A 21,114-nucleotide genomic window follows, 5' to 3' on the forward strand; every position below is an offset into this window, starting at 1 on the left:
TGTCCCGCCGATAACCGGGGTTAAGACACACGCACTACTCACTGTAGCCGACACAGACTACTGTCGGCTTCCGGTGCTCTCTCCGGTAAGTATCAATAAGCGAAACAGCGGTTGCCGATTTGTCAGTCCTTCTTTACGAGTCTTAGAGGGTAAAGAAGCACATTCAGATGCAACATGTATTATTTTTAATGATCTTATTCAACTTTGATAGCAGAGAGAAGTTATAAAATAACTCTAGATAAATCTCTCAATGTGGGATTAGCGCCAGGCATACCGACGTGGGTTCTCCTCATCGCATTCGCGATAAACCTAGGGATCGCTGGCATCGCGATTCGCCGGAGGGGAGTCCGCGGAGCGGTCCCGCTCGCCGCGATAATGGTCCGTGTAGCGGTGTATTCGCTCGGTAACGGCGTTCTGGCGGCAAGCACGACACTGTCGACGTACCGGACCGGCCTCCTTGTGAAATACCTCGGGTTGCTCGGACTCGGGCCAACGCAGTTCTGGTTCGGGCTGACATACAGCGGCCGGGAATCATTCCTCACCCGCCGACGCTGGGCGCTACTGCTCGCTCCGGCAGTCGTCATTTTGGGGTTTGTCGTGACCGCACAGTCACACGAGTTGAGGAGATGTCTGACCCCGTCTTCGTCGTCGATAAAGACGAGCGGCTTGTCGATGTAAACGAGACTGGCGCAGCCCTCCTCGATGATGAAGGGACAGCGCTCGGCCGGTCTGTGACGGAAGTCATGCCGTCCTACGACTCGCTACCAGACAGCAACGCCAGTGCCGACGCCGATGTCGTCATCGAGTCCGACAGCGGGCCCCGGTACTTCGACATCAACCGTTCGACACTCACCGACCAAACTGGCTCAGTGATCGGAAAACTGCTCATTTACCGTGACGTGACTGAGCGCCGTATCGCGGAAGAGCGGTTTCAGCGACTCATCGAGCGGTCTTCGGACATGGTAACTATACTGGACGAGGTCGGGGAGTTCACGTACGTCAGCCAGCCAGTCGAGAAGATACTCGGCTACGAGCCGACCGAGCTGGTCGGCGAGAACGTCGTCGAATACATCCATCCCGATGATAGACGGAATGTTGCCGAAGATTTGGCCAAGTACGTCGACGATTACGGCTACTCCGGCACGTACGTCGTGCGATTCCGCGACGCAGCTGGCAACTGGCGTTTCATCGAAGCGCGCGCGACAAATCTACTTGCCGACCCGTTCGTCGAGGGCATCGTCCTCAACTCCCGGGACGTGACCGAGCAGCTACAACGGAAGCAGAGACTGGAACGGCAGAACGAACGGCTTGACCAGTTTGCGAGCATCGTTGCGCACGACCTCCGGAACCCGCTGAACGTCGCAAGCGGACGTCTCAGTCTGCTTGAGCGGGATATCGCTAGCCACGACGCATCCATCGGTGCGATTCAGGAGCAACTCGAGCGTATGGAATCGATTATCGACGACTCGCTCACGCTGGCTCGCTCAGGTGAAACGGTCACTGAAACCGACACGGTTAATCTCGAAATGGTTGCTTACGATGCCTGGCAGAGCGTCGAGACTGGCGGGGCGACCCTCGTCGTGGAAACGACACTCCAACTCGACGGTGACCGTAATCGGCTCCGGAATATTTTCGAAAACCTGTTCCGGAACAGCGTCGAACACAACGAGTCGACCGACCTGACCGTCGAAGTCGGGTCCTTACCCGACGGTGTCGGCTTCTATGTCGAAGACACCGGCACGGGCATCCCCAGCCAGGAGCGCGACGCCGTGTTCGAACAGGGATACACGACAAACACGGAGGGGACAGGGTTCGGCCTCGCGATCGTTAAAGACATCGTGCAGGCCCACGGCTGGGAAATCTCGGTCACTGAGGCCGAGAGCGGCGGCGCCAGGTTCGTGGTCGAGTGCCACGAGTCACCGATGGTGAACCAGACTGAGACGACCTAGAATCACCTGCTGTTGCCACTGATTACGGACCCACCATTACCGGCGAAACGGCGGTCTCAGCACGAGCGGCGGTACGACCTCCTTATAGGTCGACGTACTGGTCTTCCCACTCACGGCGGGCATCGATTTCGCGACGGCCGCGGCGCGTAAGCGTATAGAAGTTGGTCCGGCGGTCTCGCTGCCCCTTCTCGACCAGTCCTTTATCGACCAGGGTATCGAGGTTGGGGTACAGACGACCGTGATGGATCTCCTTCTCGTAGTACGCTTCGAGCTCCTCCTTGATAGCTAAGCCGTGGGGCTCCTCCCTGCCAGCGATCACGTAGAGAAGGTCTCGCTGGAATCCTGTCAAGTCGTGCATCGATTCTCCTATGTAATGATTTAGTATCTATACTGTTAAATATATCGGCCCAGAGAACTTGGTATGATTTCAGTAGGTCTAGGTATCGAATTTTCTGTATTTAGGCCCTCAGTCATCGTTTTGTCCATACGGTAAATACAGTCAGTACATCATCATTCTTCGGAAACTGATGGCAACAGTATTATTTGTCACTGTAGGATATAGTTGGCAGACACACGCTTGGCTGCAGGCGAAGAAGGATTCAGTCGCAAGGGTACCGTGGCATCTCGCGGAACAACGACCGGCCGCTGACAGAAAAAGCAGACCACAGTAGCGCAGGGAAGCCACGCCGGGGCACTGTTGTCGGTAGAGTTTGCAATGAAAGTCGCGCATGGCGTCGAGGTCGGCGTCACACGGGCAGCATCGAAGCCGAACTGTCGTGGCTCGGGGACGCGGCGGGCACAGAACTGGCTACCGAGCGCATTGTATCGTGGAGCAGTCACTTTGCAGATATACAGATACCGCTCGTATTAGGTCGTTAGCAGCGAAGTAAGTGGAAAGCGGTCGCGAAAAACGCGACCGCTTGCCGCCCTGAATTGGTCCCCGCTGACGCTTCGGCCCTCCAAGCGAAGCGTCACTTGGTCGAATGGGGCAGAATAACTTAAAAGTACCGGCCCCGTCCAGCAGGTGTTAGTTATCGAAGTATATGTGGATGTAAGCTGTACTAATTTAGATATGTTCCTCCTCAAGCACCCATCCAAGAGCTCGCTTGTAGTGGGTGAACATCATCCGGACCCGCTCGTGGTTCATCTCCTCGTCGTCTAGCTGCTCAACAAGGAACTCGTACTGCTCGCGAATTTCGTCTTCCGAGCGCATGCGTTGACGTAGACAGCCCTCACGGAACAATCTTGAGGGCTGCCCTCTCACCATCACGTATGAAAGTCCGCGGGGAGCGCGAGTGCCAGGACTGTGGCACGCGATGGCGGTACTACGAGACGGGGAGTATTGCCTGTCCGGACTGCGGCAGCATCCACAGTGTCGGCATCGACGAGCACACCGAGCATACCGACGCACCGGCTACGCTCGACCTGACGCCGGTCCGGAGCCGAATCGACGCGGATTCGACCCGGGACATCGCTGACGCTGCTGCAGAGCGGTGCCGGGAGTACACGCGAAAGCGGGGGTTCATCGATGCGGGCGAACTTCGCTCGCTCGACCCGACGTTCGTCGCCGCAGTCGAACTCCAGCACGTCGGTGCACACCTCTCTCGGGAGCTACGCAGTGCCGACCCGGCTGAGCGGTACTTCTATGAACTGCTCGGCGGGGCGGACGACGGCGACCGCCCGGCTGTCGAGGAGGTCCCATCGGAACTGCGGGTCCCGTACGGTCTGGCGATGGCGGCCGCCGTCGACAGCTATCAGCGGGACGTACGGACGTATCTGGACACCGACCCGGAACCGACCGCTCGACAACTCTCGGGACGCATCCGCGACCATCGGAAACGAATCGAGGCGCTGGACGGCGATGTCGACCCCGCTGACGCGAACCGTCTCGTCCACGCAACACGGGATCTGGGGTCGTACATCACCGGCGACGAGAGTGCCTTCGTCAGAGCCGAAAACTGGCTCGCTGGTATCGAGGACGACACCGTCTGACGTTAGCGGAGCCGCCTGAGCAGTCGCCTGTCCAGACAGTTTTCTGGGACTGAATCCCGCCACGCTACGGTCTCTATCGATTCGCCGTCGAGTCCGGGGTCCGACGCGAGCGCCGTCGATTCGGCTGTCCCCCGAAACGTCCCGAAAAAGAACGTCGCCGTACGCCCGCCGTCGGTTACTGTGACCTCGGTGACGGCAGCCAGACCGGCGACAGTGATGGCGACGCCGGTCTCCTCGCGCACCTCACGGCGCACCGCTTCCTGACGTGTCTCGCCAGCTTCCACGCCGCCGCCCGGGAGCTTCCATATCTCGTCCTCGTAGACGAACAGCAGCCGGTCCGCCGCGTCGGTGACGAGCGCGCCGACCGCCCAGTGGAGGCCGCGCTCGGCGCGGGCCCGGACCCCGTCTACGCCCGCCGCGTCAGTCTCTCTTGCCACGCGACGGGTGAGCACGTCACGGTCTTCGAAGGCCACGAGCGACGGCATTCAGGGCAGGTCAACGTCGATGTCGTGTTGCAGGCCCGTCGCTTTCACCGTGTTGTACAGGAGCATTGCGCGGGTCATCGGGCCGACGCCGCCGGGGACCGGCGTGATTGCGCCCGCGACTTCCTTCGCGCTCTCGTACTCAACGTCGCCGACGAGTTCGTACCCCTTCTCCGTGTCGGCATCGACGCGGTTGATACCAACGTCGATGACCGTCGCGCCCGCCTGAATCATCTCGCCGTCGATCATCTCGGGCACGCCGGCCGCGGCAATAAGGATATCGGCGTTGCGCGTCCGTTCAGCAAGGTTCTCGGTGCGGGAGTGACACACTGTCGTCGTCGCGTTGCCGCCCGGTGCCTTCTGGATGAGCAGGTTCGCCATCGGCTTGCCGACGATGTCCGACCGGCCGACGACGACGGCGTCTTTGCCTTCGGTGTCAACACCGGCGCTCTCGATGAGCTTCTGGATGCCGTGGGGCGTACAGGGCTTGTAGCGGGCGTCACCGGCCACGAGCCGACCGACGTTCTCCGGGTGGAAGCCGTCGACGTCTTTCATCGGGTCGATGGCTCGAAGAACAGACCTGTCCTCGACGTGGTCGGGGACAGGCATCTGGACCAGAATCCCGTTGACATCGTCGTCGTCGTTGAGCTGTTCGACGGTGTCGTACAGCTCGGCGGCGTCCGCGTCGGGGTCGATGTCGATGTCGATGGCCTCGATACCGACCTCCTCGCAGTCGTTCTGTTTCATCGAGACGTACGTCTCACTGGCCGGGTCCTCAGACATCAACACCGTCGCGAGCGACGGGCGGTGGCCGGCATCGGCGAGGCGGTCGATGGACGCGACCAGGTCGTCCCGAATCGACTGTGCGACGGCGTCGCCGTCGATAATCTCTGTCATTACCTACACCGGCGGCGCGGGACGGTATGAACGTCCCGGATTTCAGTCAGCCGCGACAGGCTGGCAGGCTCTCGTTCAGGGGCAGTCCGACGCGGTCACGGGCTGTCGCTCCGACCCCTGCTGGATAGCCCTTGTTGCGCCGCTCGGGATAGCCACTGTCATTGCCTGCCCGCCGTAGCCGTGGGTCTGGTCGTGGCCCCGGACAACGACACAGGCCGTGTCGTCGGGAACCGGAATCATCTCCGACCGGGTGAACGGGGCCGTCGAGTGCGCGTGTGCGAGGTCACGACGGCCGAGCCGGTCACCGCCCAGCGTCTCGACCTGCCACCAGTTCGCGTAGCCGTCCTCGCCGTCGTCATCGTGATAGAGCGTTACGTCGAATCGGTAGTCGCCGCCGCTCTCGTTCGTGATCGCAACGCCGACGACGTTGGCCTCTCGCAGGTCGGGTTCTGCGTCCGTAGCTGCCTCCGTCTGTCCAGTAGTCGACCCCCGGTCCGTCGAAGTAGCGGCGTCTGTCTCTGCTGCCGTGACCGTCGCTGTCGGCTCGTTCGCGGCCCCGTCGCTTTGCTCGGTTTCCGCCCCTGACTCGACCTCGAACTGCGCACAGCCAGCGAGTGTCGACAGGGCGGCGCTCAGGGTATAAAGCGTCCGGCGTCGGGTTGTGCGGGGCATAGCAGACATGTCGGGGAGCGATGACAAAAAGGGAGATGCAAGCGGGCCAGCAGAATCCGCGCTACAGGGCTGCGCTGTCGTTACTCGTACAGCGTGTACTCGTCGGTCATCTCGTCGACGCGGTCACTGACTTCTGCGACGACATCGTCGTCGTGTGGAGCGTCGACGACCGTGTAGATGAGGTCGGCGACCTCGCGGCAGGCGTCCTCATCGAAGCCACGGGTAGTGAGCCCGGGTGTGCCAGCGCGGATACCCGAGGGGTTGAACGCCGAACGAGTCTCGCCGGGCACGGTGTTGGCGTTGAGAACGATGCCGGCCTCTTCCAGCGCTTCCTCGACTTCCTTGCCGGTGGTGTCAGGATGGGACGGCCGGAGGTCGATGAGCACGAGGTGGTTGTCCGTGCCACCGGAGACGAGCGAGAGACCGTGTTCTTTGAGCCGTTCGCCGAGTGCTATGGCGTTGTCGACGGTCTGCTGAGCGTACTGCTCGAACTCAGGGGCCAGCGCCTCGCCGAAGCCGACGGCCTTGCCGGCGACGTTGTGCATCAGCGGACCGCCCTGAGAGCCGGGGAAGACAGCGGCGTCGATGTCGTCAGCGTACTCCTCGTCGCACATGATGATGCCACCGCGCCCGGCGCGGATGGTCTTGTGCGTCGAGCCGGTGACGAAGTCGGCGACGCCGACGGGCGACTCGTGGACGCCGGCGGCGACGAGACCGGTGATGTGGGCGATGTCCGCGAGGTGGTAAGCGTCGACCGCGTCGGCGGCTTCCTGAATCCGCTCGAAGTCGACCTCTCGGGGGTACGCTGAATAGCCCGAAACGATGATGTCTGGCTCGAACTCCTCTGCGTGGTCGCGGAGGCCTTCGTAGTCGACATACCCAGTTTCCTCGTCGACCTTGTACTGTTCGACCTCGTATACCTGGCCGGCGAAGTTCGCCGGGTGACCGTGTGAGAGGTGGCCGCCGTGAGTCAGGTCCAGCGAGAGGATCTTGTCGCCGGGTTCGAGGACGCTGAGATAGACGCCCATGTTGGCCTGTGACCCGGAGTGGGGCTGAACGTTGACGTGGTCTGCTCCCCACAGTTCCTTCGCGCGGTCGATAGCGAGTTCCTCGACGTCGTCGGCGTACTCACAGCCGCCGTAGTACCGCTCACCGGGGTAGCCCTCAGCGTACTTGTTCGTCAGCTCGGAGCTCTGTGCCTCCATCACAGCCTCGCTGACGTGGTTCTCGCTGGCGATCATCGCCAGCGTGTCGTTCTGCCGCCCTCGTTCGCCCTCCAGAGCGTCCGCGACTGCCGGGTCCGCTTCCCGGACGGTTTCGTAGCTCATGTGTTCGAGTCAGGACTGATACGACAATAATCTACCCTTTGGTCCCCGTGTGTGACGACATTATCTCTGTCCAGTGCCGGAAGTACAGTGGGCGGTGACGACGTGCTGACAACCGTACGTATATATCAGATGACGTTCCACATATTCACACATGGTCACCTGGGGGGTGGCAGGCGAGCGGGTCGGCCGGGACGGCGGTGAAACGCTGGACTGGGATGGAGAAACGGTCGACCCGACCGCACTGGTGCACCAATTACACAATCGAGAAGTCACAGACGACGACCGGTTATCACGCCCTGTCGATGAGTGTTACAGTGGGTCCGTCACCGAGTTGGCGCTGCCGGCAGTGGATGCCACGGTAACCCGAGTTGACACTGAAAGGGGTACCGGGACAGTCGATTCACCGACGACGCTTGCGACAGGAGAGTACCTGTTGACGATGCAGGCCCGCGCTGCCGACAGTGGCAACGAGTCACCGCTCGGCGTCGCCGACGACATTCGGATCCACGTTCGATTCAGTGGTCCGGCGTCGCTCCACTCAGCCGGTGTTACCACTGTGCTCAGCTTCCAAGAGCCGACGAGTATTGCCGTCGGGTTCATCTGGGAGACGAACGCAGAGCGGCCGCATCTGCAGGTCCCCGCGACGCCCACGGGGCTTGCAACGGCGATTACACATCTGAGCGGGGCTCATCACACGATGCAGCCGTCCCGTTCGCACCCAGAACTCCGCGGACACCCGCCGATAGTCACGACCGGCGAAACGACCCGTATTCCCGGACCGGTTCGGCAGAACCGTCCCGAGACCGGTATCACGCTCCGTGTTCCGGAGTGCGAGGCGGAACTGCTCGTCAGCGCACCGCTGGCATACTATCTCGGGGCCGAAGTGGTGGTCGAGTCACGAGATACCGCAGTGTTGACAGCCGAAGACACGTCGGTACACCTCTCCTTCGACGCGTGGCCGTCGCTACAGGCCGGCGTCGCAGCGCTACTCCGGAAGGTGTTCTACCTCGACTGCCAAGTCAGGCGCGTCGACCCGGCCGAAAGCGGACCCCGTATCACGTCGGCGCTCTCACTCGACCCGGAGACAGTTCGGTCGCTGTCGCCGGCCGGACGGCTCGAACGATACCTCGATGTCTCCGACGATGCCGTGAAGTCGATTCTACCTGAATGGCCCCTTTCGACGTACGTCTCACCGAAGCCGGAACGGGTCCGCTGTCTCCCGTTCCTCCTCGACCGGCTCAGCCTCATCTACCTGCCGGACAGCTCTCGGCTCGACCGCGATGAGCTTCTCGACAAGACGCTGGCGGATTCGTATCTGAGTCGTGGGTCGGCCGAGCGCCCACCGGTCATCGAACCGAACCTGCGCGAGGGACAGTTGCACTCGTGGCTCGCGCCGGGGAACCCGATAGACGCCTGTAAAACGCCAGCGGAGGCGTATCTGAATCGATACCGGATTCAGAACCGGGATGTCGGCAATCAACGGGTCGCGGTCGTTCTCAACGACGAGGAGATGGCCGACGAACACACCGAAGTGACAGAAATCTACCGGGCAGCGGACCTGCCAATGGACGTGCGGGTCAGCGAGACGCTGTCGGTCACCGAACTGGCCGACGTGTTCCGGCAGCCGACCGATTTCGTCCACTTCATCGGCCACTGCGACGAAGAGGGACTGCGCTGTCCCGACGGGAATCTGGCGCTGTCGTCGCTGTCGGATGTCCGAACGCAGACGTTCTTCCTGAACGCCTGTGGCTCCTACGACGAAGGGCTTGATCTGGTCAAGCAGGGTGCAGTCGCCGGTGCAGTGACACTCACCGACGTGTTGGACAAACACGCCGCCTTGGTCGGGACCGCCTTCGCACGCCTGCTCAGTAACGGATTCAGCATCCAGCGAGCGCTGGAGCTCGCTCGCCGGCGAATAATGATGTGCAAGGACTATGCCGTTGTGGGCGACGGGACCTATTCTATCGTTCCGAATCCCGCACATCCGGCCGTCGTCTGGCTCTCAGAGGGGGAGACAGGGTTCGACGTACAGTGTACAGTCGTGTCCCCGGAGCGGCCCGGTGAGAGCTACCGCCTGCCGTTCGACGACAGCGCCGCGCTGAACGGCGAACAGACGAGCCACTCGCTCGACGCTGCGGAGTTGGCCGACGCGCTGGGCCGGACCTCACTGCCCGTCATCTACGACGGGGAGTTCCACTGGTCCGACGACCTTGCCGCGCGTCTCCGGACAGACTTCTGATAGAGCGGCAGGCTCTGAGCGGGAAGCTGGGACGGCCGCCGATTGTTTCAGCGTCTGGTAATCAAGTAGTCACGACGAGGCAACAGTCTATGTTCATCTTGCATACCAAGTGCAGGCTCGATACTGTATCGAAGCTGTAGATTCTCCCGAGTGAAAAAGCCGCCACACAGCCGCTAATTTGTCCATATACGCGTGATTTAGACGGTAAGAACAGGAGGTCCAGTCCGTGGAGCAAACGCTTTCTGCTTAGGACAACAGACCGATATTTTATCGCTGTTCGGTAGTGGGTGTTGTCGGATTGTTGGCGAAATCAACACAGTATGGCCGGTAAAATTAAATATAATAATACACTATATACTGGCAAGGGACAATGACTGAAAATCTCCTGCAAGACGACGTCGGGTCTATGCTGACCACGGTGTTTGGGGCAGCTGACGAGTCGGTGTACGTCGTGAACCCGTCGCGGCGGACTATCTCTGAGCTTGTATCGACACTGGACGCAGAGTCGGGGGCCCCCGAAGTTCGGCTGCTAGCCGACGAGCGGGCGCTGAAAGACGTTATGGACGACTTCCTCGTCGCGAGTACTGCGGCCGACCTCATCGACGAAGGGCGGCTCACGATGCGACTGCTCGATGACGTGCCGAACCACTCGGTCGCGGTGACTGTCGATACAGTGTACGCGCTTGTGACCATCAGCGACACGGTCGGTGGTCTCGGGACCGACGACGCGGCGTTCGTGGACAACGCCTACGACTACTACGACTCGGCCTGGGCAGACGCCGACGAGTACTCACTCCGGACGCCGCCGCTCAACCGCGTCCAGAGCACGCTGGAATCCGACATCGGCCCGGAAACCGCATCTGATCTCAACGATGTTCTCAACTCGCTGTCGACGGCCCGCGGCGACGGCGACGGGCTTGACGAGGTCACTATCAGCCTGCTCGTGGCCGCGCGGAACGGTGAACTGCTGTACGACATCAGCAAGTGGGGCGAAGATGTCGGGCTGGCGAGCAAGGCGACATTCTCGCGGACGAAGACGAAACTCGAAGACATGAACCTCATCGACACCGAGAAAGTCCCGATTGACGTGGGCCGGCCGCGGCTCCGCCTGATGCTCGGTGACGACCGGCTCAAAGACGCCGACCCGGACGAACTGGCCTCCGTCGCCCAGTCTATCCTCGCCGCGTAGGTTTTTCCCGCTCCACCGCGAGGGGTTCGGCATGCAGACTGTCGAAGTCGTCGGGCGTGGACCGGCCGTCGATTCACTTACCGCGTTTCTCGCTGCTATCGATGTTTCAGTAGCACAGTCCTCAACGCCGACAGATGTCAGTGGTGACCTCGCCGTCGTCGTCGATACCGTCGGTTCGGAGACGTTTGCGGCGTGGAACGACCGGGCGAGAGAGGACGCCATTCCGTGGGTCGCCGTCGAACTGGGCGGCATCGGCGGCGTCCCGGTGACCGATGCCGCGATCAGCGGATTTGGTCCTGAAACGGGCTGTTTCGACTGTCTCCAGACTCGGGTCGAGGCGACGGTCGACGACACCGAGGAAGCCACAGCGGCCCCGACGGCGGCCACGCAGCGATTCGCGGGAGCGCTGGCCGGTCGACTGGTGACACAGTTTCTCGACGGCGACGCTTCGCTTTTCGGGACCGTCACGGAACTCCCACACACTCAGCGGCGGTTCCTCCCGGTCCCGGGCTGTGACTGCAGCGAGACACCGAGCCGGACCCTTGGCGATGGCCGGCAGGCGGCTCCAGACAGCGAGGCGCTGTCGCGGGCAGAACTGGGCCTCGACGACCGGGTCGGTATCGCCACGGAGGTCGGCGAGGTCGAGTCGTTCCCGGCTCCGTACTACCTGTCGACGCTCGCCGATACCGCTGGTTTCAGCGACGTATCGGCCGCTGCCAAGGCCGCGGGTGTCGCTATCGACTGGGACACGGCGTTCATGAAGGCCCTGGGTGAGAATTACGAGCGGTACGCGGCCGGCGTCTACCGCGAAGGAAACATACAGCACGGAACAGTCACCGATATTCCGGATGCTGTCACTCCCGACGCGTTCGTCAGAGACGAGGCTGCGTGGGACAAATCGACGGTGCTGTCCTGGGTCCCGGCCACAAACATACTGACCGACGAACGTCGGTCGCTTCCCGCCGAAACTGTCTATTATCCGCCGCCATCGGACGCCGTCAGGCCGGCAACGACGACCGGGCTCGGACTCGGAAACACCGTCACCGAGGCGCTTCTGACCGGGCTGTACGAGGTCATCGAACGTGACGCCGCGATGCTGTCGTGGTACTCGACGTTCGAGCCGCTCCGCGTTGCCATCGATGAGCAGGAACAATACGACACGCTCCGGCGGCGCGCGACATCTGAGGGGCTCGATGTGACGGCGCTGTTGTTGACACAGGACGTGGACGTGCCAGTCGTCGCTGTTGCACTGGAACAGGACGAATGGCCGCGCTTCGCGCTCGGGACCGACGCAGATTTGGACCCGGGTTCGGCCGCCGTCGGCGCGCTGGAGGAAGCGCTCCAGAACTGGATGGAACTCGACAGCATGGGGCCAGAGGCAGCCATGGACGCACAGGGCGCTATCGGGCGCTACGCCGAGTCGCCCGGCGAGGCGGCCGACCTGACGGCGACGGAGACAGCAGTCCCGCTGGGTTCGCTCGGCCCCGACACGGCCCTCTCTGGTGAGGCAGAGCTAGAGGCAGTGTGTGACCGGGCAGCTGACGCAGGACTCACGCCCCACGGGGCACGGCTGACGACACGCGACCTCGAACAACTCGGGTTCGAGGCAGTCCGTGCCGTCTGTCCGTCGGCACAGCCGCTGTTCTTCGGTGACGCGTTCTTCGGCGAACGGGCTGAGGCTGTACCTGCCGAGCTGGGCTTCGAGCCGCGACTCGACAGGGAGCATCATCCGTTCCCATAAGGTGGACGACGACGCGACCGACCCTCAGATACCGAACGTCGCCCGCAGCATATCCCGCGTACCCGGCCCGAGGCCGACCGCGGTGACGGCGATGAGCAACAGCAGTGCGTACCGTGGGCTATCGTCGATGAACTCCTGGTTGAACAGCGAGACGACCAGCGAGGCGACCGCGAGCTTGACGATCAGGAACGGCCACGACGTGCCGATAGCGGCCGAGAGGCTTGCAGGCTGAAGCGATTCGGTGGCCGAGATAATGAACGCGTTGGCCGGGTGTTTCGGGTAGTACGTCAGCGGAACGTTCAGGACGTCGAGCCAGTCGGCCAGCAAGACGTTCGCGACGCCGTCGATGGCGTGGCCCCAGATGACCAACAGGCCGATGTAGCCTGTGCCGTCGTTCAGTGCCGGGCGGTACGTCTCGAAGACCCAGTAGAGGCCATACGACAGCGCCGAGGCCAGCACGACAGTCGTGATGAGGACTGACGGATAGAGGGTCGCGTACTCGCGCGTGAGCGCAACAAATGTGAGATACAGGAGCGTCACGGCGACGAAAGCCCCACCGATAGCGCCAGTCGTCCGGTAGTAGCTGTCGACGACGCCTCGCTGTTCGAGGTCCACGCAGACGACGAGGACGAGCAGCGTCAGCAAGAACACTGTGCCGTAGATAACGGGGCTGATGATGAGAGAACTCAGTGGGTACTCGACGATAGGAGAGACGCCGGCGTCAACTGCACGGTCCGTCGCGTCCTCGACGGTCCGCAACGCGCCGCCGAGCAGCATGAACGGCACGAACGCGAAGTAGAGCTCTGGGTCTTCGGCGATGTCCAGTCGCTCAAGGAGGAAGTAGACGCCGACGAGCATATACACCAGAATCAACATATAGCCGACCTCGGAGACGATGGTGTACCCGGGCTCAGCTATGAGCCGTCCTTCCTGAATAGCCGCCCTACAGCCATCGTACAGCGGTTGTGGCCCGGATGCAGTCATCTCGGCGCAGCTGGCCGACTTGGCGTCCGCGTACACTGGCCCCCAGAAGTACTGCCAGAGGAATCGGTCCCAGACGATCTGTGGAGCGGCCACAACAGCACCGACCGCGACGAGGAGGACTGCAACGAAAGAGCCCACCCAGAGCTGGCCGGGCCCGTACTCATCGACGGCTCGCTCGAGCGTTTCCATGGCCGAGTGACCGGTGGCAGGCGGTTTTAGCGTTCCGGTCCCGTGTGCGCGGAGCGGAATTTCGCGCGGTACTGAACTGCGCGGGGCAAGTGTGTTCAGTCCTGCCTGAGCGCTTCGTTGCCGGCCGCCACGAACACCTCGTGTGCTTCGCCGTTGGAGGCGACGACAGAATCGCTGTCGTGAGTCCATGGTTCGCCATCGAGGTCAGTGACCGTACCGCCAGCCTGTCGGACCATCTGGACGCCAGCGAGCGTATCCCAGGGGGCCATCGGGCGCGTGCAAACAAGCCCCTCAAGCGCCCCGTCGGCGACGTGTGCCAGCGTGGCCTGGAACGAACCCAGACGCCGAATATCGCCGAAGCGGTCGCCAACGGCGCTACACAACCGACCGAACTCGTCCCTGTCGTCGCGGTCCCACCAACCGACGGGGGCCACAGCAAACGTCTCCGGGTCGGTTCGGTCACTTACCGAGAGTTCAGTCCCGTCTCGCGTCACATTCTCTGGGCCGGCCGCGTAGAGATCGCCGTACGAGGGGAGATAGGTCACCGATGCGACCGGTTCGCCATCGACGACCGCACTGACGGCGGTCCCCCACAAGCGCATTCCACGGACATAGTTCGCCGTCCCGTCGATCGGATCGATGACCCATACAGAGCCGTTGCTTGGGATGCTATCGACCGCTTCAGGCTCGTAGTCGGCCTCCGGCCCGGCTCGCGTCGAGAGGTCTTCCTCACAGAGGAATCGGTCGCCCGGAAACTCTTCCAGAATGGTTGCGACGACCTGTCGCTGGGCGTCGCGGTCCGTCGCTGTGACGAGGTCGTTCTTGTTGGCCTTCGACTCGACGCTGAGGTCGCCCCGGAACTGCTCCCGGGCTACGACACCGCCAGACCGGGCTGCTCGCTCGGCGACTGCCGCCCGGTGGCTTGCACCTGTCATACCTGACGGTGGACCGCCCTCGTTCAAACCGTCTCGCCTTCCAGCAAAACAGGGCCGGCCGCCGCCGATGGGTTACTCCTCTTCGACCGCCTCATCAACAGCATCGAGAATAGCTTCGGCGATATCCCGCGCCTCGTTGGGCGTGTACAGGACCTGGTTCCCCAGCGACTGTTCAATGCGGACGTAGCCGTCATCGTCCTCAATGGAGAAAAACGCCGTATTCTCCAGCGGTGGCACGTGCAGGCTGGCCCCCTCGGACTGATCTGTCGCCATGTTACCGTTTAGCACATAGGACGGCTTAAATCTACGGCCCTAGACAACAGCGCCCGCCCAGTTACAGATATTAATAATCAGACCCCAACGACTTATACTCATCCCAGAAATGTACGAATATGGCATCGATACGTGGGGCACTCCGGTTCAGCAAGGACATCGCAGTTATCATGGTTTTAGGAGTTGTTTACGTCCTTGGGCTAAGCGTCGCAACGCTGATCAGTGCAATGGAGAACCGACTGCCACGGGTACACGCTGTTGGCGGCAAGATACGGAGTCGACTTCGCCGCCCAGTGTGAGACGTTTCAGCAACCGAGTAGCGCCAGAGCGGTCGGCCGGCACACACCACCAGATGACCGCCCCCGAAGCGTGTCGATTGAGGTTGCGGAGGTTCTACTGACGAAGATGATATCCGAGACTCTTCTCCGTGTGTTTACTGTTCGAATTCCGGCGTAGCGCGACTTTCTCTGGTGTGGTCGTTCCGATAGCCGTTATATCACAGTGTCTGGAATATCTGTAAGTGACACTCGTGGCTGACATAGTATACTATTCTGATAAATGCAGGATTCGCAACGTACATCAGTGCATGTATAGTGTGCCTTACTGACAGGTGCTCATTACACAATATCGTCATGGTGCGGAGAAATTGTGACCAATCAAAGAGAGATGAAGGGTCTCATGCCAACTATTGTTATTAGTTATGAATTACCTCACCCAACAGCTTTATTATATGTTGGTTTGACAGGACATTCTGTGTGGGAAACAAACGGTACCTATCAGAAGGTAGCCATTGAAACCGAATAAAACGGGCCCTACCAGCCGTATTCGTCGAACGTCGGCCAGGGGGAGTGGAGTGTGCATGCTACTAGACGCACCAGTTACAGCCGAGGTACGGGAATGACAATACAAGCAAATCAGGCAAATCAAACGAACAAACAGGGGATCGCAGCCAAGACTGCAGACGAGTTTCTCGTCACGCCAGAGAGCGACGTCACGCCGGTTTTGAGCGTCGTGATGCCGACTCTCAACGAAGAGAAAGGAATCGTAGAATGTATTGATCGGATCAAAACAGCGGTATCCGAACTGCGCGTCCCGACTGAGATTATCGTAAGCGACAGTTCGACCGACGCGACACCGGAGTTAGCCCGCGAGCGGGGTGCGACAGTCGTGACCCCCGATGAACCGGGCTATGGCTATGCGTATCGCTGTGCGTTCAACAAGGCGCGGGGAGAGTACATTGCGATGGGCGATGCTGACACGACGTACGATTTCGAGATGATTCCTCAGCTCCTCAACCCGGTCCAGAACGGCGACGCGGACATCTGTATGGGGAGCCGACTTGAGGGAGAGATTCGAGACGGTTCAATGCCGACGCTGCATAAATACGTCGGCAATCCGTTGTTGACGCGGTTCCTGAACACGTTCTACGGGGCCGGCGTGAGCGACGCACACAGCGGGTTCCGCGTGTTCACCAAGGATGCGCTCGAAACGCTAGAGCTAGAGACGACCGGGATGGAGTTCGCTAGCGAGATGATTATGGAAGCCGGCGCGAACGATCTCACCATCGAAGAGGTTCCGATCATCTACCACGAGCGTGAAGGCGAGGAGACGCTCGACAGTTTCAGTGACGGCTGGCGGCACGTCCGATTCATGCTCGTGAACGCGCCGGATTACCTGTTCTCCTATCCGGCTCTGTTGCTCGTCTCTGCCGGGGCGATATTGATGTCACTGTCAGTCGCCCAGCTGTCGGTCGGTGGCGTCAACTTCGGCATACAGACGATGGTCGGCGGATCGTTACTGGCAATCGTCGGGTATCAGGTCTGGACGCTTGCACTGTTCAGCTCTATCGCTGCGAACCCGATAAACAAACCCGATGGTGTACTCGTCGGGATGATACGGGAGCAGTTCCAGTTGGAACACGGTGCGTCCATCGGCATTCTCGCGGCTGCAGTCGGGCTTCTGTATCTCGGGAGTGTGTTCGGACAGTGGCTGCTCGTCGGCGAAGCGGCGTTGCCATCAGCCACAGCGACCCTTCTGGCCTCGACAGTCGTAGTACTCGGATTGCAGACCGTGTTCGGGTCGTTCTTTATGAGTATGCTCGGAGACAGCAGCTAGCCGTTGACCGTCTCTTTTTGCGACTAATCAGCCCTGCGTACACCTGCTAGAGCACGCGTTGTCCGCACATTCAACGTCAGGCTGTGTTCGGTTCTCGGCGACGAACTGCCACTCGTTTCGGCCCACGCTGTCGGTACCGTTCGAATAGGTGAGCTGTCTGTACAGTCCGTTGTAGTTCATCACGCTATCGTACTCTGTCCGGGAGTAGCGCTCCTCGTCGATACCGTCCTGATGGGCATCGAGGCCCATCGCGTGCCCGAATTCATGCATGAACAGCGAAGCGGTTATTTTGGTCGAGTCGAACCGCTCCATCGCTGCAATCTCAGGTCGTCCCGCGCCGACGAAGTAGTCGTCCCCGTTGTAGGCCACATCGTCGGTGAGCAGGACGTAGTAATAGCCGTCAGAACGGTGCTCCGAATGGTTCGCCCGGAAATCATAGATGTCGTTTCCGGCACCGGCACGGGATTTTGAGTACACCGTCCCGTTGGCCGAGAGGTTAGTCTCGTCTGTGACGAGATGGATATCGATCCCGGTGGAGCCATCGGGGTTCGAAACAGGTGCCTTCTCAAACGTCTCGGCGATGGATGTCTGAACCGGGTCGCTGAGCGTCGTTGCCTCCGTGGAATCGACTTCGACGTAGATGTCCGTTCGGAGCGGGTCTGCATCCGGAAGAGCCTGCTCACAGCGGACTTCCATACCGTCCGGATAGCCGTCGCCGTCGGTATCCGTATCGGTCGGATCAGTATCGTATACGGACCGCTCTAGCGAATCCGACAGTCCGTCTCCGTCTGTATCAGTGGCGTTCGAATCGGCCTGTACCTGCTGCGTGTTCGGTGTATCGGCCCCACCACCGCTGGCGGTGTTTACCTGCGGCGGCACCCCAGCGACTGGAAGCACGACGCCGGCGAGAAGCAGGGTGACGAGGGCAACGGCACCGAAGCGAGCTATGGGCACGGTACGGAACCAGTCGCCGCTGGTTCCGGAGTCTCTATCCGATTCTTCAGGCTCAGTATTAAAATTGACTCCGATAATTGCACCTAAACGCGCCCCCAAGGGCCGGGATAGAAAAGCCGTCAAAGACATCTATACGCCGATATTCTCGATTAGCGGTTAAGTAAGTGATTCTCTGAATATCAGTATCGATTTCGATACCAAGGGCGGACGCAACTCGGGAGTCCCCGGCTGTGTCTGTCGGTATCTTCAATGGGCTCGGTTCAGTAACAGAAGGCAATGCGTGTCACCCGGCGGTTCTGGCTCACGCTCACTGCTATCGCTAGTCTCGTCGTGGGTGGCGGGCTGCTCGATGCGCCCCTGTTAGTGGTCGGAGCCGCCGGGCTCACAGGCTGGCTGCTCACACTGCAGTTTGCGTTCGTTCGTGGCGTTTCACGACTCAGGGGTGAACTTACAGTGAGCCAGTCCCTCGACCGGACCCGGATACAGGTCGACACCGAAACGACGTACACACTTGCGGCATCAGTCGACGCCGCCGGTCACCTGCCACTCTCCGTCAAAGCAACGATTCCACTCACAGCGCGGATGGAGTCGGGCCCCACGCCGGAGCTCAATCTCGACACATCGATACAGTCGTCGTCGGTGACACTCCCGCTCATCTGGGAGACTGTCGGCGACTACACCGTTCCTGGGGCCACAGTGACAGTCAGCGACGGTACTGGCCTGTTCACCCAGTCGTTCACGACTGCACCGGGCCCCGAAGTAGCAGTCGAGGCCCCGTCGGTCGACCCAATTCACGTTGGGCAGGGAGGGAAACAACTGCTACGCGGTGTCGGCGAACACGATGCTCGCGGGCGGACGGGTGGACTCTCAGCCGAGGAAATACGGAAGTACGTCCCGGGTGACGCACTGAAATACGTCGACTGGAAGGCGACTGCCAGACTAGACGAAACACACGTCCGCAACTACGAAGCCGAGGGGAACCGTAGCGTGGTACTCCTCCTCGACCACCGTCAGACGTTGGGCGACGGTACACCTGGCGAAACGAAGCTAGAACACCTCAAGGCGGTCGCCGCGGCGTTCCAACAGCGTGCCGAAACGACCCGCGACCCACTAGGTTACGTGACTATCGACGATGCCGGCATAACGGAAGCGAGAGTCCCGGTGGCGAGAGCCGAAGCCTACAGGTCGTGTCAGCATCGAATCAACGACCTCGACATCGAAGCTGAAGCGCCGGCAACAGCCCCCGCGACAGCGGCTGCCGCCGGAAGGATGACAGGAACGGTGAATCCAACGGCTGACACCCAATCGCCGATGGAGACGACGCTGCTCGCGTATCGAGACGCCGCCGGGTCGAAGCAGCACCTTCCCAACCAACCGCTGTACAACGGTTTTCAGGCGGCACCACGCGAGATACGCAGCGCGGATCTGCTGGTCATCTGTACCGACGACAGCAGCCCGAGCGAGCTACGGAACACGGTTGGGCTGGCGAGACGGAACGCAACAGAGGTCATCGTGTTTCTCACTCCATCAGTAGCCTTCGATACGGACCTCGTCACGGACCTCGATACCGCTTACGAACGGTATCGGACCTTCGACCAGTTCCGGCGTGAGCTGAACGAGATCGACTCGGTGACGGCCTACGAGGTGGGGCCCTCGGACCAGATTTCGACTATTCTGTCCGCTGGCCCAGCCAACACGGACCAGGGGGAGTACGTATGAGTACGACACTGAATTTGATCGGACAGTCGCGCCGCCCACTACCGACCGCGCTCGGCCTGCTGGGCATCGTCGGAGCGACAGGTGGGCTACTCATGGGTGGACCGGTATGGCTCGGCCTCGTCGGTGTTGTCCTCGGCGGCCTCTACCTGTCCGGAACAACTGTTCTCACGGTCGTGCTTGGACAGATAGCGCTCGTCACAGTTGATACACCGTCACTGCTATCACTCGCCCTTGTCGAAGGCGGCCTGTTCCTGACATTGCTTTCGGTCGCTGCTGAGACACCCGACAGTCGAATCGCTGGCAGCCTCGTCGCACTTGTCGTCCCACTGCTTGGCGGTTTTGCCTGGCTGTCGCTCTGGCGCTGGAATCTGGATCCCCTCAGGGTCGGGTCCGCCCTTCTCGTCGGGAGTGCCATCGTCGGCTATCTGCTCCATCGCTACCTGCTGATAGAACTCGACATCGTGACCGAAGACGTAACCTCGGACCGTGATTTCACATGAGTCAACCCGATCTCTCGAAACCCGATACGGCAGCCGATGACAGCGACCAACAGACCGATATTGTACGGGACCGCCAGACACTCGAAGCGGAACTTGAAGTGTTGCGGGAGGAGAACCGTCGCTTGCGCGAGTCGTACGCGCACGCGAAACGGGCAACGTTCAGACGGACCGCATTGGGCTTTTTCGCGGTTGGCGGACTATCCCTCGTAGCGGCGTTTGTCTTTCCGGCCCTGCAAACCATCTTCATCGCGTTCGGCGGGACCGGTGTGTTCGCCGGCATCGTCACGTTCTATCTCACTCCCGAGCGGTTCGTCTCGGCGTCAGTCGGTGCTACGGTATTCAACACGCTGGCAGATGTCGAACAGCACCTCGTCAGCGAACTGGAACTCCAGACCGAGACGGTGTATGTCCCAACAGCATCCCATCCGGAGACGACTGCGCGCCTGTTCGTCCCCCAGCACGTCGAGTACACGGTTCCCGACCCGGGGCAGTTGGAAGCACTGTTCGTGACGGGTGTCGAGGCGGCGCAGGGAATATCACTGCCCCCGACTGGTGACCGGCTCTACAACGAGTTCGAGCAGACGATGTCGGGCGAGTTCGGTACCGCCCCCGATGCAATAGCAACACAGCTGACTGCGGCCCTCTCGGAGCAGTTCGAGCTTGTTGAGAACACGAGAATCGAAGTCGATGGCGAGAACCAAACCGCTTCTATTGCCATCGACAACCCGGCGTTTGGCGACATACATCAACTAGACCACCCAGTGGTGTCCCTGCTCGCGGTGGGGTTTGCCACGGGCCTTGATCGACCGGTAACCGTCGACACCCACAATGATGATCGGTTCAGCGGTGTCGTGACAGTTTCGTGGAACGAACCCGAGGAACCACCGGCACAGTCCAGTGGCGCGGCGACCCACGAACAAGAGACAATGCCAACTTCGGACAACGGCTAACTGCGG

The 21,114-nt window shown here is 61.0% G+C and carries 18 protein-coding genes and 1 pseudogene; 9 read left to right on the forward strand and 10 right to left on the reverse strand.

The window, feature by feature from the left end; all coding sequences use genetic code 11:
• Positions 1-252 precede the first annotated feature (252 nt).
• Positions 253-1,949 (forward strand): annotated as a pseudogene (locus C437_RS16225) (PAS domain S-box protein).
• An 82-nt stretch (positions 1,950-2,031) separates the two neighbouring features.
• Here the strand turns inward: C437_RS16225 and C437_RS16230 are convergent.
• Both C437_RS16230 and C437_RS20710 read right to left on the reverse strand, forming a co-directional pair.
• Positions 2,032-2,307: a PadR family transcriptional regulator gene (locus C437_RS16230; RefSeq protein ID WP_004518082.1), complete on the reverse strand. Its 276-nt coding sequence runs from the start codon at positions 2,305-2,307 to the stop codon at positions 2,032-2,034.
• A 708-nt stretch (positions 2,308-3,015) separates the two neighbouring features.
• Entirely contained in the window at positions 3,016-3,162 is a 147-nt protein-coding gene (locus tag C437_RS20710; protein WP_004518083.1) for a hypothetical protein, read from the reverse strand.
• 59 nt (positions 3,163-3,221) lie between these two features.
• Here C437_RS20710 and C437_RS16235 point away from each other — a divergent pair, with 59 nt between their 5' ends.
• Positions 3,222-3,941: a DUF7117 family protein gene (locus C437_RS16235; protein WP_004518084.1), complete on the forward strand. Its 720-nt coding sequence runs from the start codon at positions 3,222-3,224 to the stop codon at positions 3,939-3,941.
• A gap of 2 nt (positions 3,942-3,943) precedes the next feature.
• Here C437_RS16235 and C437_RS16240 read toward each other — a convergent pair whose 3' ends face one another.
• The 4 genes from C437_RS16240 to glyA all read right to left on the reverse strand — a co-directional run bounded on the left by C437_RS16240 (position 3,944) and on the right by glyA (position 7,320).
• Positions 3,944-4,426, reverse strand: a complete 483-nt coding sequence (locus C437_RS16240; RefSeq protein ID WP_004518085.1) for an NUDIX hydrolase — start codon at positions 4,424-4,426, stop codon at positions 3,944-3,946.
• Positions 4,427-5,320, reverse strand: coding sequence for a bifunctional methylenetetrahydrofolate dehydrogenase/methenyltetrahydrofolate cyclohydrolase (locus tag C437_RS16245; RefSeq protein ID WP_004518086.1), 894 nt, complete (start codon positions 5,318-5,320; stop codon positions 4,427-4,429).
• Between the two features lie 75 nt (positions 5,321-5,395).
• Entirely contained in the window at positions 5,396-5,992 is a 597-nt protein-coding gene (locus C437_RS16250; RefSeq protein WP_004518087.1) for a hypothetical protein, read from the reverse strand.
• A gap of 80 nt (positions 5,993-6,072) precedes the next feature.
• On the reverse strand, positions 6,073-7,320 hold the full coding sequence (gene glyA / locus C437_RS16255; RefSeq protein ID WP_004518088.1) for a serine hydroxymethyltransferase: 1,248 nt from the start codon (positions 7,318-7,320) through the stop codon (positions 6,073-6,075).
• Positions 7,321-7,471: 151 nt separating this feature from the next.
• On the opposite strand from glyA, the gene C437_RS16260 reads away from it, so the two are divergent.
• The 3 genes from C437_RS16260 to C437_RS16270 all read left to right on the forward strand — a co-directional run bounded on the left by C437_RS16260 (position 7,472) and on the right by C437_RS16270 (position 12,489).
• The gene (locus tag C437_RS16260) at positions 7,472-9,559 is read left to right on the forward strand and encodes a hypothetical protein (RefSeq protein WP_004518089.1); all 2,088 of its coding nucleotides are present in this window, start codon (positions 7,472-7,474) and stop codon (positions 9,557-9,559) included.
• Between the two features lie 370 nt (positions 9,560-9,929).
• On the forward strand, positions 9,930-10,748 hold the full coding sequence (tbsP, locus tag C437_RS16265; protein WP_004518090.1) for a transcriptional regulator TbsP: 819 nt from the start codon (positions 9,930-9,932) through the stop codon (positions 10,746-10,748).
• A 31-nt stretch (positions 10,749-10,779) separates the two neighbouring features.
• A complete protein-coding gene (locus C437_RS16270; protein ID WP_004518091.1) occupies positions 10,780-12,489 on the forward strand; it encodes a YcaO-like family protein in 1,710 nt (569 codons plus the stop codon).
• Between the two features lie 24 nt (positions 12,490-12,513).
• Here C437_RS16270 and C437_RS16275 read toward each other — a convergent pair whose 3' ends face one another.
• The 3 genes from C437_RS16275 to C437_RS16285 form a co-directional block, all read right to left on the reverse strand.
• The gene (locus C437_RS16275) at positions 12,514-13,662 is read right to left on the reverse strand and encodes a DUF63 family protein (protein ID WP_004518092.1); all 1,149 of its coding nucleotides are present in this window, start codon (positions 13,660-13,662) and stop codon (positions 12,514-12,516) included.
• Positions 13,663-13,757: 95 nt separating this feature from the next.
• Complete coding sequence (locus C437_RS16280) at positions 13,758-14,597, reverse strand: inositol monophosphatase family protein (RefSeq protein WP_004518093.1); 840 nt, start codon at positions 14,595-14,597, stop codon at positions 13,758-13,760.
• Positions 14,598-14,669: 72 nt separating this feature from the next.
• Complete coding sequence (locus C437_RS16285) at positions 14,670-14,870, reverse strand: hypothetical protein (protein ID WP_004518094.1); 201 nt, start codon at positions 14,868-14,870, stop codon at positions 14,670-14,672.
• A gap of 897 nt (positions 14,871-15,767) precedes the next feature.
• On the opposite strand from C437_RS16285, the gene C437_RS16290 reads away from it, so the two are divergent.
• The gene (locus tag C437_RS16290; RefSeq protein ID WP_004518095.1) at positions 15,768-16,985 is read left to right on the forward strand and encodes a glycosyltransferase family 2 protein; all 1,218 of its coding nucleotides are present in this window, start codon (positions 15,768-15,770) and stop codon (positions 16,983-16,985) included.
• Positions 16,986-17,012: 27 nt separating this feature from the next.
• On the opposite strand, the gene C437_RS16295 is transcribed toward C437_RS16290, so the two are convergent.
• Entirely contained in the window at positions 17,013-17,933 is a 921-nt protein-coding gene (locus tag C437_RS16295; RefSeq protein ID WP_319946236.1) for a zinc metalloprotease, read from the reverse strand.
• A 282-nt stretch (positions 17,934-18,215) separates the two neighbouring features.
• Here C437_RS16295 and C437_RS16300 point away from each other — a divergent pair, with 282 nt between their 5' ends.
• The 3 genes from C437_RS16300 to C437_RS16310 are packed head-to-tail and all read left to right on the forward strand — an operon-like array spanning position 18,216 to position 21,108.
• Positions 18,216-19,658, forward strand: coding sequence for a DUF58 domain-containing protein (locus C437_RS16300; RefSeq protein ID WP_004518097.1), 1,443 nt, complete (start codon positions 18,216-18,218; stop codon positions 19,656-19,658).
• Complete coding sequence (locus tag C437_RS16305) at positions 19,655-20,158, forward strand: hypothetical protein (protein WP_004518098.1); 504 nt, start codon at positions 19,655-19,657, stop codon at positions 20,156-20,158. The genes C437_RS16300 and C437_RS16305 overlap by 4 nt, the downstream gene beginning before the upstream one ends.
• Positions 20,155-21,108: an AAA family ATPase gene (locus C437_RS16310; protein WP_004518099.1), complete on the forward strand. Its 954-nt coding sequence runs from the start codon at positions 20,155-20,157 to the stop codon at positions 21,106-21,108. Before C437_RS16305 ends, C437_RS16310 begins: the two co-directional genes overlap by 4 nt.
• Positions 21,109-21,114 lie beyond the last annotated feature (6 nt).

Origin of the sequence: Haloarcula vallismortis ATCC 29715, from assembly GCF_000337775.1 — an archaeon.
GTDB classification, from domain to species: domain Archaea; phylum Halobacteriota; class Halobacteria; order Halobacteriales; family Haloarculaceae; genus Haloarcula; species Haloarcula vallismortis.